The 17902-nt window shown below is 70.2% G+C and carries 17 protein-coding genes; 14 read left to right on the top strand and 3 right to left on the bottom strand.

Features of this window, described 5'->3' with window-relative positions:
* Nucleotides 1-89: 89 nt before the first annotated feature.
* Nucleotides 90-1685: a DHA2 family efflux MFS transporter permease subunit gene (locus IE136_RS26175; protein ID WP_189601570.1), complete on the top strand. Its 1596-nt coding sequence runs from the start codon at nucleotides 90-92 to the stop codon at nucleotides 1683-1685.
* Nucleotides 1686-1902: 217 nt separating this feature from the next.
* On the opposite strand, the gene IE136_RS26170 is transcribed toward IE136_RS26175, so the two are convergent.
* The 3 genes from IE136_RS26170 to IE136_RS26160 form a co-directional block, all read right to left on the bottom strand.
* The gene (locus IE136_RS26170) at nucleotides 1903-2397 is read right to left on the bottom strand and encodes an SRPBCC family protein (RefSeq protein ID WP_189601569.1); all 495 of its coding nucleotides are present in this window, start codon (nucleotides 2395-2397) and stop codon (nucleotides 1903-1905) included.
* A 60-nt stretch (nucleotides 2398-2457) separates the two neighbouring features.
* Nucleotides 2458-3327: a M56 family metallopeptidase gene (locus IE136_RS26165; protein ID WP_158983850.1), complete on the bottom strand. Its 870-nt coding sequence runs from the start codon at nucleotides 3325-3327 to the stop codon at nucleotides 2458-2460.
* 135 nt (nucleotides 3328-3462) lie between these two features.
* A complete protein-coding gene (locus tag IE136_RS26160; RefSeq protein ID WP_158983852.1) occupies nucleotides 3463-3819 on the bottom strand; it encodes a BlaI/MecI/CopY family transcriptional regulator in 357 nt (118 codons plus the stop codon).
* A gap of 144 nt (nucleotides 3820-3963) precedes the next feature.
* Between IE136_RS26160 and IE136_RS26155 the strand changes: the two genes are divergently transcribed.
* From IE136_RS26155 to IE136_RS26095, 13 genes are all read left to right on the top strand, one after another.
* Entirely contained in the window at nucleotides 3964-5115 is a 1152-nt protein-coding gene (locus IE136_RS26155) for a LuxE/PaaK family acyltransferase (protein ID WP_189601568.1), read from the top strand.
* Between the two features lie 4 nt (nucleotides 5116-5119).
* Nucleotides 5120-5518 carry an iron-sulfur cluster assembly scaffold protein gene (locus IE136_RS26150; protein WP_189601567.1) on the top strand — a complete coding sequence of 133 codons (399 nt, stop codon included), beginning with the start codon at nucleotides 5120-5122 and terminating at the stop codon, nucleotides 5516-5518.
* Nucleotides 5511-6713, top strand: a complete 1203-nt coding sequence (locus IE136_RS26145) for a cysteine desulfurase family protein (RefSeq protein WP_229819162.1) — start codon at nucleotides 5511-5513, stop codon at nucleotides 6711-6713. Before IE136_RS26150 ends, IE136_RS26145 begins: the two co-directional genes overlap by 8 nt.
* Before the next feature lie 87 nt (nucleotides 6714-6800).
* On the top strand, nucleotides 6801-7835 hold the full coding sequence (locus IE136_RS26140) for a peptidase U32 family protein (RefSeq protein ID WP_158983860.1): 1035 nt from the start codon (nucleotides 6801-6803) through the stop codon (nucleotides 7833-7835).
* A gap of 18 nt (nucleotides 7836-7853) precedes the next feature.
* Complete coding sequence (locus IE136_RS26135) at nucleotides 7854-8708, top strand: hypothetical protein (RefSeq protein WP_158983862.1); 855 nt, start codon at nucleotides 7854-7856, stop codon at nucleotides 8706-8708.
* Nucleotides 8690-9889 (top strand): acyl-CoA dehydrogenase family protein, encoded by a 1200-nt coding sequence (locus IE136_RS26130; protein WP_158983864.1) that lies wholly within the window; start codon nucleotides 8690-8692, stop codon nucleotides 9887-9889. The genes IE136_RS26135 and IE136_RS26130 overlap by 19 nt, the downstream gene beginning before the upstream one ends.
* Nucleotides 9886-10194 carry an acyl carrier protein gene (locus tag IE136_RS26125; protein ID WP_158983866.1) on the top strand — a complete coding sequence of 103 codons (309 nt, stop codon included), beginning with the start codon at nucleotides 9886-9888 and terminating at the stop codon, nucleotides 10192-10194. Before IE136_RS26130 ends, IE136_RS26125 begins: the two co-directional genes overlap by 4 nt.
* Before the next feature lie 11 nt (nucleotides 10195-10205).
* On the top strand, nucleotides 10206-11885 hold the full coding sequence (locus tag IE136_RS26120) for an AMP-binding protein (protein WP_158983868.1): 1680 nt from the start codon (nucleotides 10206-10208) through the stop codon (nucleotides 11883-11885).
* Nucleotides 11886-12407 (top strand): flavin reductase family protein, encoded by a 522-nt coding sequence (locus tag IE136_RS26115; RefSeq protein ID WP_198422418.1) that lies wholly within the window; start codon nucleotides 11886-11888, stop codon nucleotides 12405-12407. It abuts the gene before it with no gap.
* A gap of 79 nt (nucleotides 12408-12486) precedes the next feature.
* On the top strand, nucleotides 12487-13344 hold the full coding sequence (locus IE136_RS26110) for a 4'-phosphopantetheinyl transferase family protein (RefSeq protein ID WP_189601565.1): 858 nt from the start codon (nucleotides 12487-12489) through the stop codon (nucleotides 13342-13344).
* Complete coding sequence (locus tag IE136_RS26105) at nucleotides 13341-15020, top strand: class I adenylate-forming enzyme family protein (protein ID WP_189601564.1); 1680 nt, start codon at nucleotides 13341-13343, stop codon at nucleotides 15018-15020. The genes IE136_RS26110 and IE136_RS26105 overlap by 4 nt, the downstream gene beginning before the upstream one ends.
* 105 nt (nucleotides 15021-15125) lie before the next feature.
* Nucleotides 15126-16328 (top strand): aminotransferase class I/II-fold pyridoxal phosphate-dependent enzyme, encoded by a 1203-nt coding sequence (locus tag IE136_RS26100; protein ID WP_229819160.1) that lies wholly within the window; start codon nucleotides 15126-15128, stop codon nucleotides 16326-16328.
* 18 nt (nucleotides 16329-16346) lie between these two features.
* Nucleotides 16347-17480 (top strand): acyl-CoA dehydrogenase family protein, encoded by a 1134-nt coding sequence (locus IE136_RS26095; protein WP_229819158.1) that lies wholly within the window; start codon nucleotides 16347-16349, stop codon nucleotides 17478-17480.
* Nucleotides 17481-17902 lie beyond the last annotated feature (422 nt).

Below are 17902 nucleotides of genomic sequence, written 5' to 3'. Positions count from 1 at the left end.
ATCGTGCCCGATCGGTGGCTCTGACCCGGCCGGGCAGACGGCCCGGCACCCAGTCGTCTTCTTCTTTTGCGCCCTGCTGAGGAGCATCCATGGCAATGCCCGGCACCACCGTAACTGATCCATCATCGCCCGGAAACGCCGGGCTCGCACGCAACCGCTGGCTGGCTCTGGCCGCGCCCGTCTTCGGCCTGATGATCGTCGGCCTGGACGCGACGATCCTGACGGTGGCGCTGCCGACGCTGGCCACGGAGCTCGAGGCGACGACCACAGAGCTGCAGTGGTTCACCGACGGCTACACCCTTCCCTTCGCCGGTCTGTTGCTGCCGCTGGGCGTGCTCGGCGACCGCATCGGGCGTCGACTCGTGCTGATCGGCGGACTGTTGCTGTTCGGCATCGGCTCCTTGATGGTGCTGGGAGTCGACAGCCCCGACGGCCTGATCCTCGCCCGCGTCGTCATGGGCGCCGGCGCCGCCGCCATCACCCCCCTCGCGCTCTCCATCGTGCCGCTGATGTTCCCGAAGGAGGAACGCTCCAAGGCCATGGCCATCGCCACCGCCGGCTTCGCCCTCGGACTCCCCCTCGGCCCGCTGGCCGGCGGATGGCTGTTGAACAACTTCTGGTGGGGCTCGATCTTCCTCATCAACATCCCCGTCGTCATCGTCGCCGTCATCGGCATGCTGGTGTTCGTGCCGGAATCCCGCGACCCGAACGCCAAACGGCTCGACCTCGTCGGCGCCGCCCTGTCTCTGCTGGGCGTCTCGGCGTTCGTCTACGGCGTCATCGAGGTCCCCAACGCCGGCTGGGACGACCCGACCGTGCTGATCACCATGATCGGCGGCCTGGTGCTGCTGGGACTGCTGGGCGTGTGGCTGCGCAGGGCCTCCAACCCACTCGTGGACCTGGGCTTCTTCCGCAACGCCCGCTACACGTGGTCCAGCGTCGCGATCTCGGCGGTGATGTTCATCCTGTTCGGTGTGCTGTTCGTGGTACCGCAGTTCCTGCAGCAGGTGCAGGGCAAGGACGCCATGGACACCGGCCTCCACCTGCTGCCGATGATCGGCGCGCTGATCGTCGCGGCGGGGGTCGGCGGCCGTCTGGTCGGGAAGATCGGCACCAAGGTCATCGTCGCCACCGGCATGGTGCTGTGGGTCGCGGGGCTCGGGCTGCTGGCCACCGTCGAGCCCGACACCGACTTCACCGTCACCGGCACGGCACTGGCCGTCATGGGCCTGGCGCTGGGCTTCACCATGCCCACCACACTGGATGCCATCCTCAGCTCTCTGCCCGCCGACCAGGTCGGCGCCGGATCCGCGCTGGCCAACAGCATGCGCCAGATCGGCGCCTCGGTGGGTGTCGCCGTCCTCGGCAGCTCGCTCAACTCCGCTTACCGCGACAACGTCGAGGACGACATCCCCGCCGCCCTGCCGGAACAGGCTCGGGAAGCGATCCGGGACAACGTGGCCGGAGCCATCCAGGTCGCGGACAAACTCCCGGCTGCCCAGTCAGGCGGCATCGCGGACTCGGCACGCGAGGCCTTCGTGGCCGGCATGTCCACGGTGTCGCTGATCTGCGCCGCCCTCGCCGCAGTCACCGCGGTAGTGGTGGTCGCACTCCTCCCCGCCCGGGACAAGACCCCGCTCCTGAAAGAGCCGGCCGGGGCGAAGGTGGAAAGCGCGAGCCCGTAAAGGCCCCTGGCCGCCCCGGCCCGTGCCGGTGCCGCCAGGCCGGGTGCGGTACGGCTCCTTCCCCCGTGCCGTGCCGCGCCCACCCGCTGCCGGGCCGGCCGCCCCCGCCCGGCCCGGCAGCACCGTCCGCCAGGCGCGCTGCCCCGCGGACAGCACAGCGGGGAGGGGCGCATGGTGCAGGCGTGCGCCCCTCCCCGCTGTGCGCTTGAGGGGGCTGTCAGGGGGACCGGTGTTCGTTCTCCAGCGTTTGCTTCAGACGCTGGAGGGTGACCCGCATGGTCTGCCGGTTGTGGGTGGCCCGGTCGTGGATGCCGCTGACCTTGGGGCCGATGAAGTGCATGAACCAGCCGCGCTGGTCGATCCAGGTCTCGGTGACCTTCGTCGCCTGGCCGCCCTCGAGCGGCTCGAAGCGGTAGCTCCACAGGGCGACGCGCAGCCCGACGCCGCGGGAGAGGAAGGTGAACTTCGCGCCGGGCTCGGCCGCGGTGACGGTGCACTGGGTCGACCACGGCCGCTTGGAGGAGCGGTTGTGGCCGGTGAACTTCATACCCGGCCGTACCTGCCGGCGCGGGCCGTCGCCGTCGTCCTTGACGCTCGCGCCGGTGCATTCGGGGCTCCAGCGGCCCATGTCGGCTACGTTCGTCACCGCCGCGTACACGACGCTCGGCGGCACGGCGATCTCGATGGACTCGGAGACTTGGGACTCTGACATCAGCACCCCTTCTCGGTGAACGTTCTCGGCTCAACAAAAAAGCCCTCGTGTGGAGGGCGGTCAGTGGCAGATCCAGGCACAGGCCGCGGCTAGGACGCCGGCGGCCGCGAGGACTGCCGGAGCGATAGCGACGGCACATGCCACGCAGAAGACCGTCGAGGCGGTCAGCGAGCTGCAACATCGATCGTTGGTCAGCAGGTGCCGGCGGCGGGCGGCCACCGGGCAGCCGGAGCCGGAGTCGGGCTCCGGGCTCTTGTCGTAGGCCATACGGGCCAGCGCGGACGCTGTGGCGTGACGGCCGCACCTGACGCTGGCGGCGCAGTCGGCCCGCATCTCGATCAGTCCGTGGAAGCGTTCGGCGAAACGGACGGCGAACGTGCGCTTGGGCAGCGCCGCGCACCACGCGTCGCTGAACTGGGTCAGCAGGTGGTGGCGTTGGCGCAGGTGGGCCCTTTCGTGCGCGAGGACGGAATCGACCTCTTCGCGGGTGAACTCGGCCAGGACGCAGTCGGAGATGACGGCATGGCCGCCGTCGGGGCCCGGGACGCTGTAGGCGAGGGGTTGACGGCTGGGAAGTATCACCGCCTGGAGGTGGTGCACGGTCTTGCCGAAGAGGGCCAGCAGGGTCAGATGCCGCCTACGGCGTTGCGTTCCCTTGCGGTGGATCCTGATGTACTCGCGCAGGACGCGACCGGCGAACACCCAGGCGACGAGGACAGCGGTGAGGTCGATGGGCAGCCGGAAGATCTGGTGCTGGACGGTTTCCTCGAAGTGGACGACCGTCGTGTAAGTGGCGGTCAGCAGGCCGGTCAGCGCGGCGACGCATCCGGCGAGCCACAGGCACAGCGCCGCGCACGGGGCGCGGTAGGGCCATTTCGTGTGGGTGACGACGGCTGACACTCCCGCCAACAACAGGATGGACAACAGCACAAGACACAGCGCATCCACGTAACCCCCCGTTACCTTGGTTTCACTTGTTCTCGCCTGCGAGGCCTGGCTTCCACCCCTGGAGCCAGGCCCGGTGCCGGCGCAGCGTGTCGCTGTCCGGCCTGTGGCGTTGCCAGATCACGCCTGACTGTCGCGCTCGAGCCTTGCGGCCAGCGCCGCGCGGGCCTGCGGGCTGATGCCGTCGACGAACCGGAGCATCGCCTCGTGCTCGTCCCCGGCGATGCCCAGGGCGTCGGTCATGAGCTCGGTGAACATCTCCTCCCGGGTGGCCACCGCGCTGAAGAGGTGGGCCCGGGCCTGCGCGTCCTGGGTGACCAGGCCTTTGCGCGCGAGGCGCTGCAGCGTGGTCATGACGGTGGTGTAGGCCAACTGCCGTTCCGCCAGCGCCTCGTGCACCTCGCGCACCGTCTGCGGTTCGCCGGCCTGCCACAGGCAGTCCAGCACCGCTCGCTCAAGGTCACCCAGTCTCGCCATGGCGAGCAGCATAGGACATCGACCGATCCTTGACTATCCACGTAGTACTACTGCAATAGTAGGTCGCGCCGCGGTCAGGACCGGTTCGAGCCAACTACCCGACCGCAGTGTGCAGTTATCGCTGCCCAAAGCCAAGGGGGATTCATGGAACTCGCTGCCATGCTCGGCTGTCCGGACGTCGCTTTCCGCCAGCCCGAGAGCGAGTGGGAAGCCTCGGTGACCGCCGCGATGCGCGGTGCGTTCGCCGAGCACGCCGAGCACAACGCCTTCTACCGCGCCCAGTGCGAAGCCGCCGGCGTCGGCGCCGAGGACATCGACACGCTCGCCGACCTGGTGAAGATCCCGCTGCTGCCGGTGCGCATGTTCAAGCAGCCCGACGCGCACGTGCTGATGACCGCCCCGCTGACCGAGGTGGAGCTGGAGATCCGCTCCACCGGGACCGGCGGAGTGCCGAGCGTCGCCCGCCGCGATGTGAAGACGGTCAGCCGTGTGATGACCGCGATCTTCACCCAGTACCGGGAGTTCTTCCAGGTAGGCAAGGGCGCGGGGCTGTTCCTGTGCCCCTCGACGGCCGAGACGCCGGAGATGGGCATGGTCAAGGCGTTCAACGTCCTCAACGGCCTGCTGGACGACCACGCCTACATCGTGCGCGACTACGCCTTCGACCCCGAGGAGGCGCTCGGCCAGCTCGACAAGTGGGAGGAGTCGATGACGCGGCACATCATCGGCCCGCCGTTCCTCGTCGGCCGGCTCCTGCGCTACCTGGAGCTGGAGGACATCGCCCTCAAGCTCGACCCCGAGTCGCTGGTCGTCACCCTCGGCGGCTGGAAGCGGTACACCGGCGAGTCGATCGGCCGCGAGGAGTTCAACGCCAAGATCGAGAAGTACCTGGGCATTCCCGCGGACCGGGTCCGCGACATGTACGGGATGATCGAATCGAACATGCTGGCCGTGGAGTGTGAACACCACCGCAAGCACGTCCCGCCGTGGTCCTACATCTCGATCCGCGACGTCGAGAACACCGACGTCGAGCTCGCCCCCGGCAAGACCGGTGTCATCGCCCTGATGGACGCCCTGTCCACCGGCTACCCGGCCTTCATCCTCAGCGAGGACGTCGGCGAGGTGGACCACACGCCCTGCCCGTGCGGCCGCACCGGTCAGACGGTGTCCTTCCGTCGCCGCCTGCAGGGCGCCGAACTCGGCTGCTGCGCGGTGAGCATCGAGAAGTTCATCGACAGCCAGGAGATCGTCGCCGAGTGCGAGATCCCCGCCGCTGCCGCGCCGGTGGAGGGCTGACACCATGCCGCGCTACAGCCCCACGGTGGTGGACCACTTCACCAACCCGCGCAACGCCGGCGAGCTCGACGACCCCGATGTGCGGGCCTTCATCGGCAACCCGGTGTGCGGGGACCAGATCATGCTGACCGCCCGCGTCACCGACGGCACGGTGGCCGAGATCCGCTTCCGCGCCCACGGCTGCGCCGCCTCGCTGGCCACCGCCAGTGTCGTCACGGAAGCCGCCCTGGGCGCCACGCTGGGCGAGATCGAGGCATGGGACGACGAGCGGGTCGAGGCCCTGCTCGGCGGGCTCGCCCCCGACCAGCGGCACGTCGCCGCGCTCGGCCGGCAGGTGGCGCACCGCCTGGTGACCAACCACCGGGAGGGAGTCGACGATGACGCACCCCTCATCTGTGCCTAGTCCGTCCCAGCCCACGGTGGGCGGACCGGGCATCTACCTCGACCACGCCGCCACCAGCCCCGTCTGCCGCGAAGCGGTCGACGCGGTCCTGGGCGGGATGAGCATCACGGGCAACCCCTCCAGCCGGCACGAAGCCGGAGACGAGGCTAAGGACGCCCTGGAATCCTCCCGAACCCAGATGGCGGCCCTGCTGGACTGCGCGGCGGACGACGTCGTGTTCACCGGCGGCGGCTCCGAAGCCGACGCCCTCGCCGTGTGCGGTACCGTCCTGGCCGCCGACGGTCACCGTCCGGTCCACGTGATCACCTCCGCGATCGAGCACTCCGCGGTCCTCGAATCGTGCGCCATGGCCCACGAGCTGGGCGCCGAGATCACGATCCTGCGGCCGGACGGCCGGGGCTGGATCGACCCCGAGGACGTACGGCGCGCGCTGCGGCCGAACACCGTGCTCGTGTCGGTCATGCACGCCAACAACGAGACCGGCGTCATCCAGCCCATCTCCGACATCGCCGCCGTCGTCCACGAGGCCGGTGCGCTGCTGCACACCGACGCCGTGCAGACCGCGGGCAAGATCTCTCTCGCCGGTCTCGGCGCGGACCTGGTGTCCGTTTCGGCGCACAAGTTCTACGGCCCCAAGGGCGTCGGCGCACTGAAGGTCGCCCCGGGGGTGAGACTGTCGCCGCTGATCCGCGGCGGCAGCCAGGAGCGCGGCCTGCGCGCGGGAACCGAGAACGTCCCCGGCGTGCTCGGCATGGCCGCCGCCGCCACAGCGGCCCTGCACCATCTGGACGATCCGGCCCACCAGGCGCACCGGCACACGGTACGCGCCCACCTCCTGAAGGGGCTTGAGGAAGCGGGCGACATCGCGGTCAACGGTGAGGGGGCGCCGTGCCTGCCGGAGACGCTGAACGTCTCCTTCACCGGAGTGCGCGGCGACACCCTCGTCGACGTCCTCGCGGTGCACGGCATCTGCGTCTCGGCCGGCTCCGCGTGCCACGCCGGCAGCGACGAGCCCTCCCACGTGCTGACCGCGATGGGGATCCCTGCCCAGCGGGCCCGCTCCGCGGTCCGGTTCAGCCCCGGTCGCACCACCACCGTGGACGCCGTCACCACGGCCGCCGCGCGAACGGTCGACGCGATCGGCAAGCTGCGGGCGCTCGGCCCGGCCGGCGCACCACAGCCGAGCCACGCCTGACACCCAGGGGCCGGCTCAGGTCGAGCCGGTCATCTCAGTACGACACACAGCGGTGAGCGACGGGGGCGCAGAGCAGTGAGTGATGACGTGAGCGAGCAGTGGGAGATGGCCCCGCCGCACACCGAACGCGAAGCGGCGTTCGTGGCGGTGCCCGATCCCGTGGCGGCGGCATCGGTGGGGCTCGACGCACCGGTGCGCAATCTGCAGATGCTGGAACTGCAGATCACCGGCGGTGCGACCGAGATCTACCTCGCCCACCGGCCGCCGGCCGGTACGGGCGCCAGCTTCGATGCCCTGCCGGGCAAGCGGGACGGAGACCCTACGCAGGTCTCCAACCGGCGCCTGTTGAAGGAGATCATCACGCAGGCCCACGCGGCCGGCATGAGGGTCCACTTGTGTGCGGATGCCCCCGCCGTCACCGCCGGCGACAAGGACACGTTCCTGGCCCATGTGGCCCAGGGCATCGACGCGGGCGCCGACACCGTCGTCGTCGGCGCCCTGCCCACCGCCCGCTGGATCGCCGCCGAGCATCCGGGCGTTCCGCTCGTCGCCGGCACCCACCTCGGGGTGACCACCGTCGCCTACGCCGAGCGGCTGCACGAGGCATACGGGGTCGGGCGGATCGTCGTACCGCACGCCGCCACGCTGGACGAGATCGCCGCGTTCTGCGAGGTCGACGGCCTGGAGGTCGAAGTCCCGGTGCAGACCGGGTCCGGTGCGAACTGCCACGCCTGCAAGCTGCCCGACCAGCCCGGCTCCGGCCTCGGCTGCCGCGCCGGCTACCAGGGCACCCCGGTGCCCGAGGAAGCGCTGAGGGACCTGGGCGGATTCCTCGACGGGGCGTCGGACTGCGCCCTGTGCGACGTGCCCTCTCTGGTGGCGCTCGGAGTGACGGCGCTGCAGATCCCCGGCCGGGAGAGCCCCATCGTCCGCCAGAACGCCAAGATCACCCAGATGTACCGGCGTGCGCTGAACGGTGTGGCCAAGGGCTGGAGCACCAAGCAGACCATCGCCGACATCGACCGCGTCGAGCTGATGTGGCAGATGGGCTGGGTGCCCCGGATGTGCGAGCGGCAACGCTGCCGCTTCCGCGACACCGCCCGCCGCCGCGCCCACGTCTGACAGGAAAGGGGGGAAGTGATGACTGTGGAAGTCCGCCTGACCACCCCGGGCCGGCTCGACGAGGTGCTCGGCCTGCCGGTCGATGCGGTGAGCATCGGGCAGGAAGGCTGCGCGGCCAAGCTGCCCGAGGCGAACACGCTGCGCCAGGCACTGGACAGGATCCGGCAGGCCGGCCTGCGGGCCGGTGTCGTCCTGCCGGCCGCCTGGCAGCGCACCAGTACCCGCCTCGTCGGCCTGGCACGGGATCTGGCGGAGCAGGGGCCGCTCACCATGACCGTCAACGACTTCGGTACCGCAGCCGCGCTCACCGACACCGGCGGTGAGCTGACCGCGGGGCTCGCCCTGATGCCCGGACGGCCTCACGACGCCGCTCAGGCTCCGCGCGGCCCGCTCGAGGAGCCGGTGTTCGAAGAGGCCTACCTCCACGAACTCGCCGTCTTCGGCATCACGGCGCTGGAGAGTGAGGCCGCCGCCGTCGTTCCCGAGAAGAGCGGTCTTTCGGTGCGGCGCCTGCTCGATGTCACCCCGCTCGCCTGGGCCCGTTCATGCCCCACCGCCCGCCACCATCAGCTGGCGCCGCCCGACTGCGCGAGCGCCTGCGACAGGCCCACCGACATGGTGGCCACCCACCGCTGGCAGCTCGGCCACGGGCACCGCGAACCCATCCCGGTCGCCGACCGGCCCGCCCAGCTGCCGCTGACCGTGTACGGGAACGCCGTCTACGCCGGCACGCCCACCACCGCCCAACCGACCGGTGACGTCATCATCGACGCCCGCTTCTACACGCCGGAACAGCTCGCCGCCCGTGTGACCTCACCGCGGCGCCCGGTGCCCACGGCTTTCCAGGAGTTTTCATGGTTGACCTCGCACTGAGCAGCGACCAGCAGGACATCGTCGACCAGGCCCGGGCGGTCGCCCGCCGCTGTCTGGCCCCGCGCGCCGCCGAGCACGACCGCGACGCCGGCTTCCCGACGCGGAACTTCGCCGACCTCCACGACGCCGAACTCCTCGGCCTGCTCATTCCCACCCAGTACGGCGGCACCGGCGCCGACCTCACCTCGTGGGGACTGGCCGTCGCCGAGCTCGCCGAAGCATGCGGATCCACCGCACTGATCTTCGCCATGCACTCCGGCGCCGCACGCCTCCTGGCCGCCGACGCCGCGACCAACCCCGTCGCCGAACGTGTCCTGAAGGAGGTCACCTCCGAGGGCAAGCTTCTCAGCTGGGGATTCTCCGAACCCGGCACCGGCGGCAACATCCTCAACCCGCAGCTGCGCGCCGCCCCCGACGGCGACACGGTCCACCTGGCCGGCACCAAGGCGTTCTGCACCGGCGCCGGGCACGCCGACTACTACCTCATCAACGCCCACAGCGGCGAAGCCGAGTTCCGCCGCTCCCAGACCATGGCCGTCATCCCCGCCGGCCACGACGGCCTCACCGTCAAACAGACCTGGGACGCGATGGGCATGCGTGCCAACAGCGCCAACACCCTCCTGCTCGACTGCCGTGTCCCCGCGGCGAACTGTGTCGGCGGCCCCGGTGGCGGCATGACCCGCCTCACCCACGCCCTGCCGGCACTCATCCTGGGACTGGCCTCCGCCTCCCTCGGCATCGCCCGAGCCGCCCAGAACTTCGCCAACGACCACGTGCTGCGCCGCAAACTCGCTCCCACCGGCCGGCCGCTGGCCGCATTCCAGGGCGTACGCCTCCACGTCGCGGACATGGCAACCACCGTCCACACGGCCCGCCTGTCCCTGCTGCACGGCGCGTGGACGGCCGAGAACGACCCTCTCGAAGCACTTCCGGCGCTGAACATGACCAAGTACATCTGCAACAAGGCCGCCATCACCGTCGCCGACACCGCCATGCAGGTCACCGGCGGCCACGGCTTCCTGCGCGCCAACCCGCTCGAGCGGCACTACCGCGACGCCCGCGCCGGCGCCGTCATGGGCGCCAACCTCGACGCCCTGCGCGACATGATCGGCAAGGCGGCTCTCGGCCTCGACCCGCGCAGCGACACCATCACCGCACCCACAGGAGAGAACCGGCCGTGACCACCACACCCGCCGCTGCCACCCCCACCGACGACGAGCTGCTCACCACACTGCGCGAAGCCCTCACCGACATCCTCGACCCGTCCGACCTCGCCCACGTCGACCTCGACCGACTCGACCGCACGACGCCGCTGCTCAGTCTGCCGCTCGACTCCATCACCCTGGTCGCCGCGATGAGCCGCATCGAGAACGCCTTCCGGGTCTTCATCCCCGAGCAGAAGGCGTTCGCCTTCACCCACATCGGCGACCTCGCCGACTACGTCCGCGAGCGAGTGGCCGCCAAAGCCGCCCGCGCCGACAAGTGAAGGACCAGCCCATGACCATCACCGCCGTCGACCCATCCGCCCTGTTCGACTACCACGCCCTCGGCGACCACACCGCGGACATCACCTTCCTCGACTCCCGTGGCACCACCGCTTCCCTCACCTACCGTCAGCTCGCCGAACGGGCCAGGAGAGCCGCGGGGGCGCTCCTGGCCCGCGGCCTCAGGCGCGGTGACCGCGTACTGCTCCCCCTCGGCACCGGCCCCGACCACCTGGCCGCCCTGTGGGGCTGCCTGCTGACCGGCCTGGTCCCGTGCACGATCGTCGTCCCACCCAGCCCGGGTGACGACAGCGCGACGGGCACCCGCCAGTTCCGGGCCGTCGTCACCGTCACCGAACCCGCCGCCGTCATCACCGCCGACAGCGCCACCGCCGCCGCCCTCGCCACCGAAGGCGGCCCGCAGTTCCTGACCGTGGCCGACCTCCGGCACCCGCCGGCGACCGACGAGCAGCTCACCCCACCGCACCCGGACGACGCGCACCACATCCAGCTGACGTCCGGATCAACCAGCGCCCCCAAAGCCGCAGTCCTCACCTACGCGCAGGTCACCGCCAATGTCCGCGCCATACACCAGGCGCTCGAACTGGACGCCGCCCGGGACCGGTCGTGCCACTGGCTGCCGCTCCACCACGACATGGGCTTCATCCTGACCCTGTCCACCCTCACCCGCGGCGTGCCGCTGGACCTGATGCCGTCCATCAGCTTCCTGCGCGACCCGCTGTCCTGGCTGCGGCACATCTCCCAGCGCGGCGCGACCATCACCACCGCCCCGCCCTTCGGCTACCGCACCGCCACCGAACGCTTCCGCCGCACCCCCGACACCGACCTGGACCTGTCCACCCTGCGGCAGGCATACGTCGGCGCCGAACCGATCCCACTTCAGGTCCTCACCGACTTCCGTGACACCTTCGCCGGACAGAACCTCGGCGAAGACGTGGTCATCCCCTGCTACGGCATGGCCGAGACCGTGCTGGCCGCCACCATGTCCCTCGACCGCCGCCCGCCCGGCAGCCTCTCGTGGGGCCGGGTGAAAGCCCTCCGCCTCGACCGCGAGGACCTGCACCACCACGACAAGGTCACCGACGCGACCGGAGACCGGCCCTCGATCACGGTCATCGCCTGCGGCCGGCCGCTCGGCGGTCTCACCGTCCACATCCGCACACCCGACGGCGCACCGTGCGGCGACAACGAGATCGGCGAGATCCACCTCCACGGCGACTCCGTCATGGCCGGCTACCTCAGCCCCGGCGGCGCCCCGACACTGGTCTCCGACCGCACGCACGCCACCGGTGACCTCGGCTTCACCCGCGACGGCGACCTCTACGTCGTCGGGCGCGTCAAAGAACTCCTCATCGTCAACGGCCGCAACCTGCCGCCCTACGACGTCGAAGAGACCATCGAAACCCACCCCGACATCGACGCCGGCAACAGCGCCGTCTTCTCCTGCACCGACGACAACGGCGAACACGTGGTCGCCGTCATCGAAACCCGCCTGCGCGCCGAGGAGCACCCCCGCGTCAAGCGCGAAGCCGCGATGGCGGTCCGCCGGGCTTTCGGTTTCAACCTGCACGAGGTGATCGTGCTGCGCCGCGGCGGCATCCCCCGCACCACCAGCGGCAAGCGTCAGCGCGGCCGTCTGCGCGATGACTACCTGACCGGGAGGCTGGCCTAGATGCCACACAGCACCGTGCCCCGCACAGCCACCACCCCTCCCGACAGCCGCGCCCAGGAGCGACAGCAGCAGTTCCGCCGCGTCATGGGCGAACTGGCCGCCGGGGTCACGGTGCTGACCACCGCCTCCTCGGCCGGGCCCATCGGCATGACGACCAGCGCCGTCACCTCGCTCTCACTCGACCCGCTGCTCGTCCTGGCCTGCCTGGCCAACCATTCCAGCACCCTCGCCCTCATCCGCGAACACGGAGCCTTCGCGGTGAACATCCTCGGCGCCGGCATGGACCACACCTCCCGGGTGTTCGCCGAGAAGCCCCTCATGGAACGCTTCGCCGGCGTCCCGCACCACTACCGGGACAGCGTGCCGGTCCTCGACGGAGCCGTCGCCTCCCTGACCTGTACCGTCCACGCCACCCACCCCGGCGGAGACCACACCATCCTGATCGGCGCCGTCAGCACCTCCAGCCAAGGATGCGGTGAGCCGCTGCTGCGCCACCGCGGCACTTACCGCCGCCTCGTCTGACGGGCGGCGTCCCTGCTGCCGCCGCCTCTCTCCGACCGGTCGACCGCCGCCGCACCGCGCACAGGCGAGAGGAAAGCGGATGACAGCCTGGACCCGGCACCACCTCCTGCCTCAAGTGGCCCTGCCGCCCACCGGATACCGCCCCGCCGCCGACCACATCGACGTGTGGACCCTGCACGCCGACCCGGTCACCGCCGACAGCGCACAACGCCTCACAACCTTGCTCGACGCCTCAGAACGTCGTCGCGCGAACAGCTTCCTCAGCACCGACCGACGCGACACCTACGTCCTCGCGCACCTGGCGCTGCGACTCATCCTCGCCAACTGCCTCGGCACCGCACCGCGAGCCGTCACCATTTCACGCGCCCCCTGCCCCTCCTGCCACAAACCCCACGGCAGACCGACGCTTCCACAGAGCAACCTGCACTTCTCCCTGTCCCACACCCGCACCACCGTCATGATCGCCCTCGCTCCGACTCGTGTGGGTATCGACCTTGAGGCCGTGGACCGCGTCGATGCGGCACTGCTGCGCCGTCTCCACCCGAACGAGCAGGAAGCGATCCATCGACTGCCCTCGGCGCACCGCTCCCCCGCGCTGCTCGATTGCTGGGTCCGCAAAGAGGCCTACCTCAAGGGATACGGAACCGGCCTCGGCGCAGGTCATCTTCAGCGCCTGGACATCGGCCCGGGACCCCAGTTCGGCGGCCACAGCGCCGGCCCTCCCGCCGGCTGGCTTCTGACACCACTCGCCGCGCCTCCCGGGTATGCGGCCGCCGCCGCCCTGCGGTCCCGTACCGCAGCCGGCCGGCAGCCGACCATCGCCCGTCACGGATGCGACCTGTGCGGCCGTCCGGCACACGCGGCCGATGAGAATCGACTCCGCCGAGTACGCCCGGCGACGTACGCATCCGTACTCGACATCCAAGGGGAACCATGACAACCGTCGTACCGGAATTCCTCAAGGTCTACACCCCGAGCAGGGGCATGAAACGGATCACGCCGTTCTCCCGGACGCCGGCTACCGGTCGTTACGGTGAGGCGTGGCACCTCGCGGCTCGGCGCTTTCCGAACCAGCAGATCATCCTGTCGCGGCCTGCGGACATCGCGCCCGACGCAGGCACTCTCTTCAGCTACCGGCGGTGGGCCGCGCTGGTCGATGACGTGGCCGCTCGCCTCTACGGGGCCGGAGTGCGACCGTGGGACCGAGTCGCGGTGATGAAGGCGAACCACCCCGACGTCCAGGTCATCGGATCGGCCGCGGCCCGCATCGGCGCCATCCCCTTCCAGCTGGCCTGGAACCACGACAACGAGGTGGCCACGACGCTGCTGCAGCGGATGGAACAGCCGTTCCTGGTGACCGACCCGGGTCGTCTGGAGATCGCCGAGCTGAGCGCGGAAGCGCTGGCGAAGCTGACCCGCAAGACCATCGTCATCGGCGCCGGCGATGGGCTGCCCGACGGTGCCATCTCCTTCGAGAGTCTGGCCGGCAGCCCCGCCGCGCCCGTCGAACTGCGCGGGTTCGACGAGCCGATGGTCGCCACCCACACCTCGGGCACCACGGGCATCCCGAAGCTGGCGCTGCACAGCGCCGAGACGCTGCACGCCATCGCGCACGTCCAGACCGAGCGCTGGGGCGGGATGGGATTCCGGCACAGCGACACCTTCGCCTTCTTCGACCCCTTCTTCCACCAGCACACCCTGACCGCGCTGTTCGCCGTCGCCACGGTCGGGCCGAAGTACATCGCGGTCTCGGACGTGCCCGACGACCGCATCGCGGATCTGATCGCCGAGCACCGCCCGACGATCGTCGACATGCTCCCCAACATGTACCTGGGCCAGGAACACCTGCTCGACGACCCGCGCAGGCTGTTCAAGCAGGTCCGCTTCTTCATCAGCTCCTTCGACGCGGTCCACACCCGCTCGATACGCAGGTTCCTCAACGCCTCGGACGCGCGGTTACCGGTCTGGGTGCAGTCGTGGAGCCAGACGGAGAACGGCGGTCTCGTGCTGAGGCCGTACTTCAAGTCGGTGGTGCGTGAAGTCGGCCGGTTCCCGCCGCCCACCCAGTACATGGGCTGGCCGCTGCCCACCGTCGCCAAGATCCGTATCACCGACCCAATCACCGGAAGGCAGCTGCCGAAGGGCGAGGTGGGCCTGGTCGAGATCAACCAGCCCGGCCGTTGCCTGGCCTATGTCGGTGAGCAGGACCGTCACGACAACAAGGTCAGCGGCTGGTGGTGGAACACCGGTGACCTCGGCGTCAAGTCGCGCAGCGGGATGATCCGGCTGGTCGACCGGGAGATCGACCGGATCGAGGGCACCAGCGGAATCGCCATCGAGGACGTGCTGCTGGACCGGCTGCCCGAAGCGAGCGAGGTGATCGTGCTGGCCCGCCGACAGGGCAGGCCCGGCGTCGTCTACTCCACCTACTCCGGCGAGGAGATCGACCCGCGGCGATGGCGCGCGGCGCTGACCGGTCTGCCCGATCTGGACAGCCCGATCCACCTGGGCTGGAGCGACATCCCACGCACGGCCACCTGGAAGGTCAGGCGAGTGGCGCTGCGGCAGCAGCTGTTCAACGAGGCGCCTGTCGGCAAGGGCGACTGGAGCTGACCTCCGTTCGCACCTGACACACGACTCTTCTACCGAACGGGAGACCCTTTCGTGCCCAGGACCCAGAAAAGCCAGATGGTACGGCGCCTCCAGCAGAACTGGAGCATGAAGATCATTCGCGCCCTGGAGCTGGAGGGCAAGTCGCCGTACTTCCGTGCCCTGCAGACGGGCAACTCGCCCCGGATCGACATGGACGGACGCCCCCGGATGATGCTGGGGTCGAACAACTACCTCGGCCTCGCCGATCACCCGTTGGTCGTCGAGGGCGCGCGCAAGGCACTGGAGCGCTTCGGAACCGGGTCCACCGGCAGTCGGCTGCTGAACGGCACGATCGACCTCCACCTCGAACTGGAAGCCGAGATCGCCGACTGGTACGGCACGGAGGCCGCGATCGTGTTCACCACCGGGCACCAGTCGAACCTGGGAACCGTGGGGGCCCTGGCCGGCCGCGGCGACGTGATCGTCGCCGACTCCGACGCACACGCGTCCCTCCACGACGCGGCCAGGTTCACCGACGCGCAGTCCGTCCGGTTCCGTCACAACGACATCGACAACCTGGCCGAGAAGCTGACCGCAGCGGCCAAACGCGGCCGGCCGACCATGGTCACCGTGGACGGCGTGTACTCGATGGAGGGCGACCTGGCGCCGATCGACCAGATCGCGGAGGTATGCCTGGAGCACAACGCGCTCCTGCTGGTCGACGAGGCGCACTCGGTCGGCGTGTTAGGCCCGGACCTGACCGGGGTCACCGAGCTTTACGGAAAGGCCGACACGACACCACTGCGCACCGGCACGTTCTCCAAGAGCATCGCCTCGACCGGTGGTTTCGCGGTGGGCTCGCACGACCTCATCGACGCGGTCCGGACGAACGGGCGAGCGTTCCTGTTCACCGCGGCAGGCGTTCCCGCCGCCATCGGCGGCGCACTCGCCGCGGTCCGGCTCATCCGGTCCGCCGAGGGCCGGGAACGGGCCGAGCGGTGTCTGGCGAACGCCCGGTTCCTGCGCGACTCCCTCGTCTCGCTGGGGGTTCCGCTGACCGGCCCGGCGATCGGACCGGATGGTGCCGAGACGGTGACGCCGATCGTGCCGGTGATCGTCGGCGAGTCCCTGCGGGCGTTCGCGAAGTGGCACGAGCTGTACGAGCACGGTGTGTTCGCCGCTCTCGCGCACTACCCCGCGGTGCCGCTCGATCGCGCCCTGCTACGGCTGGCCGTGACCGCCGAGCACACTTTCGCCGACCTGGAAGAGGCGGCCACGTCCATCCACACCGTGCTGGAGCCGGCCGTCGAGCGCCGGCTCGTGGCCTGACGACACAGGGGGGACATCGTGACGATCCGGATGATGGCGACCGAACGCGCAGCCCTTGCGCGCTGCCTGCCCGGTCTGCAGAAGGAACTGGCCGGGCACAGCCTGCTCGACCTCGAGGCCCGCGACAGCGGGGTGATAGAGATGTTCAAGAATTCCGACGCGCCCGCGCTGGTGGTGCCCGAGGAATGGGGTGGTCTCGGCGCATCCGCGTTGGAGGCGACCCGCGTGCAACGGGCCGTCGGCGCGCTGTCGCCGTCGCTCGGTGCCGCCACCACCATGCACCACCTGTCGATCGCCACGCTCATCGAGCACAGCGCCACCGGCACCGACGACGAGAAGGAACTCCTCAAGTCCGTGGTTCTCGCGAGGATGGTGCTCTCGTCGGGCTTCTCCGAGGGCAGCGTCGGCACCAGCGCCGCGAGTGCCTTCAAGCCCACCGTGACGGCGCGGTCGGTCGCGGGCGGCTTCAAGGTCAACGGCCGCAAGCAGCCGTGCAGCCTTTCCGTGTCGATGGACCTGCTCACCGCCGGCGTCGCCGACGAGGCGACCGGCCGTCGCGGCGTCATCGTTATCCCGGCCGCGTCCGAGGGGATCACGGTCGAGCCGTTCTGGGAAACTCCGGTCCTCGCGGCCTCGCAGAGCGACACCGTCGTTCTCGAGGACGTGTTCATTCCCTCGGACATGCTGTTCTGGAACGACGTCGACGACCCGGCCGGCCGACACGAGAAGACCGGCTATGTCTGGTTCGGCCTGCTGATCTCGGCCACCTACCTGGGTGCGGCGTCGCTGCTGCTCGAGCGGATGCTGGCGAACCCGAAGACCAGCCCGATGCTCTATGCCGACGCCGCGTGCGAGATCGAGACGTCGATGGCGGCGCTCGAGGCCATCGCCCGCGCCTTCGACGAGGGCGACCGGTCCGACGAGCTCAGCGCGCGGGTCCTGTTCGTGCGGGAGGGGATCCGGCACGGCATCAAGCGTGCCGTCTCGACGGCGGTGGACGCGCTGGGCGGCATCGCCTTCATCAAGTCGCCCGAGATCGCCTACCTTTCGGCGGCGGTGCAGGCGGCCGGCTTCCATCCGCCGTCGCGCCGGGCGACCGCGGACACGCTGCACGCGTACCACGCAGGCACCGGCGCGGTGACGCTGCGCTGACCAGGCTCCGTCCCACCCCCGTACGATCTGCCACGATGCCCGCGGGCAGATACCTCAGGCGTACGGGATGGACAGGGGAACCGGCCGGCGCCTTCGCGGAGGCTTCGGCGCCGACCGGCTTCGGCGAGGCGACCGGTACCGGCCCGCTCCGCTCGAAGGGCAGCGCGAGCGCCGGCCCGGTGTGGACCGCGACCTCGCACTTCAGGAATCCGTCCACGCTTTCATCGCGGGTTCTTCCGCAGCCGAGGTGTGGGTCACCGGGCGAGCTCATCGCATACGTCGGCGACCAGTCCGTCGGCGTCGTCAAGCGCGGCAGCGAGCGTCTCCGGAGTGGTACCGAGCGCGGAGAACAGCTCGTGGGCCCGTTCGGCGAAGTCCGGGGGGGGCACTGGCGAGTTCGCCCGCGGCCTGCACCGCGCCCT

The organism is Streptomyces lateritius, assembly GCF_014649715.1.
In the GTDB taxonomy this organism is placed as follows: domain Bacteria; phylum Actinomycetota; class Actinomycetes; order Streptomycetales; family Streptomycetaceae; genus Streptomyces; species Streptomyces lateritius.
Note: the sequence above shows the minus strand (reverse complement) of the source record. Positions and strands in the feature narration are given on the sequence as shown.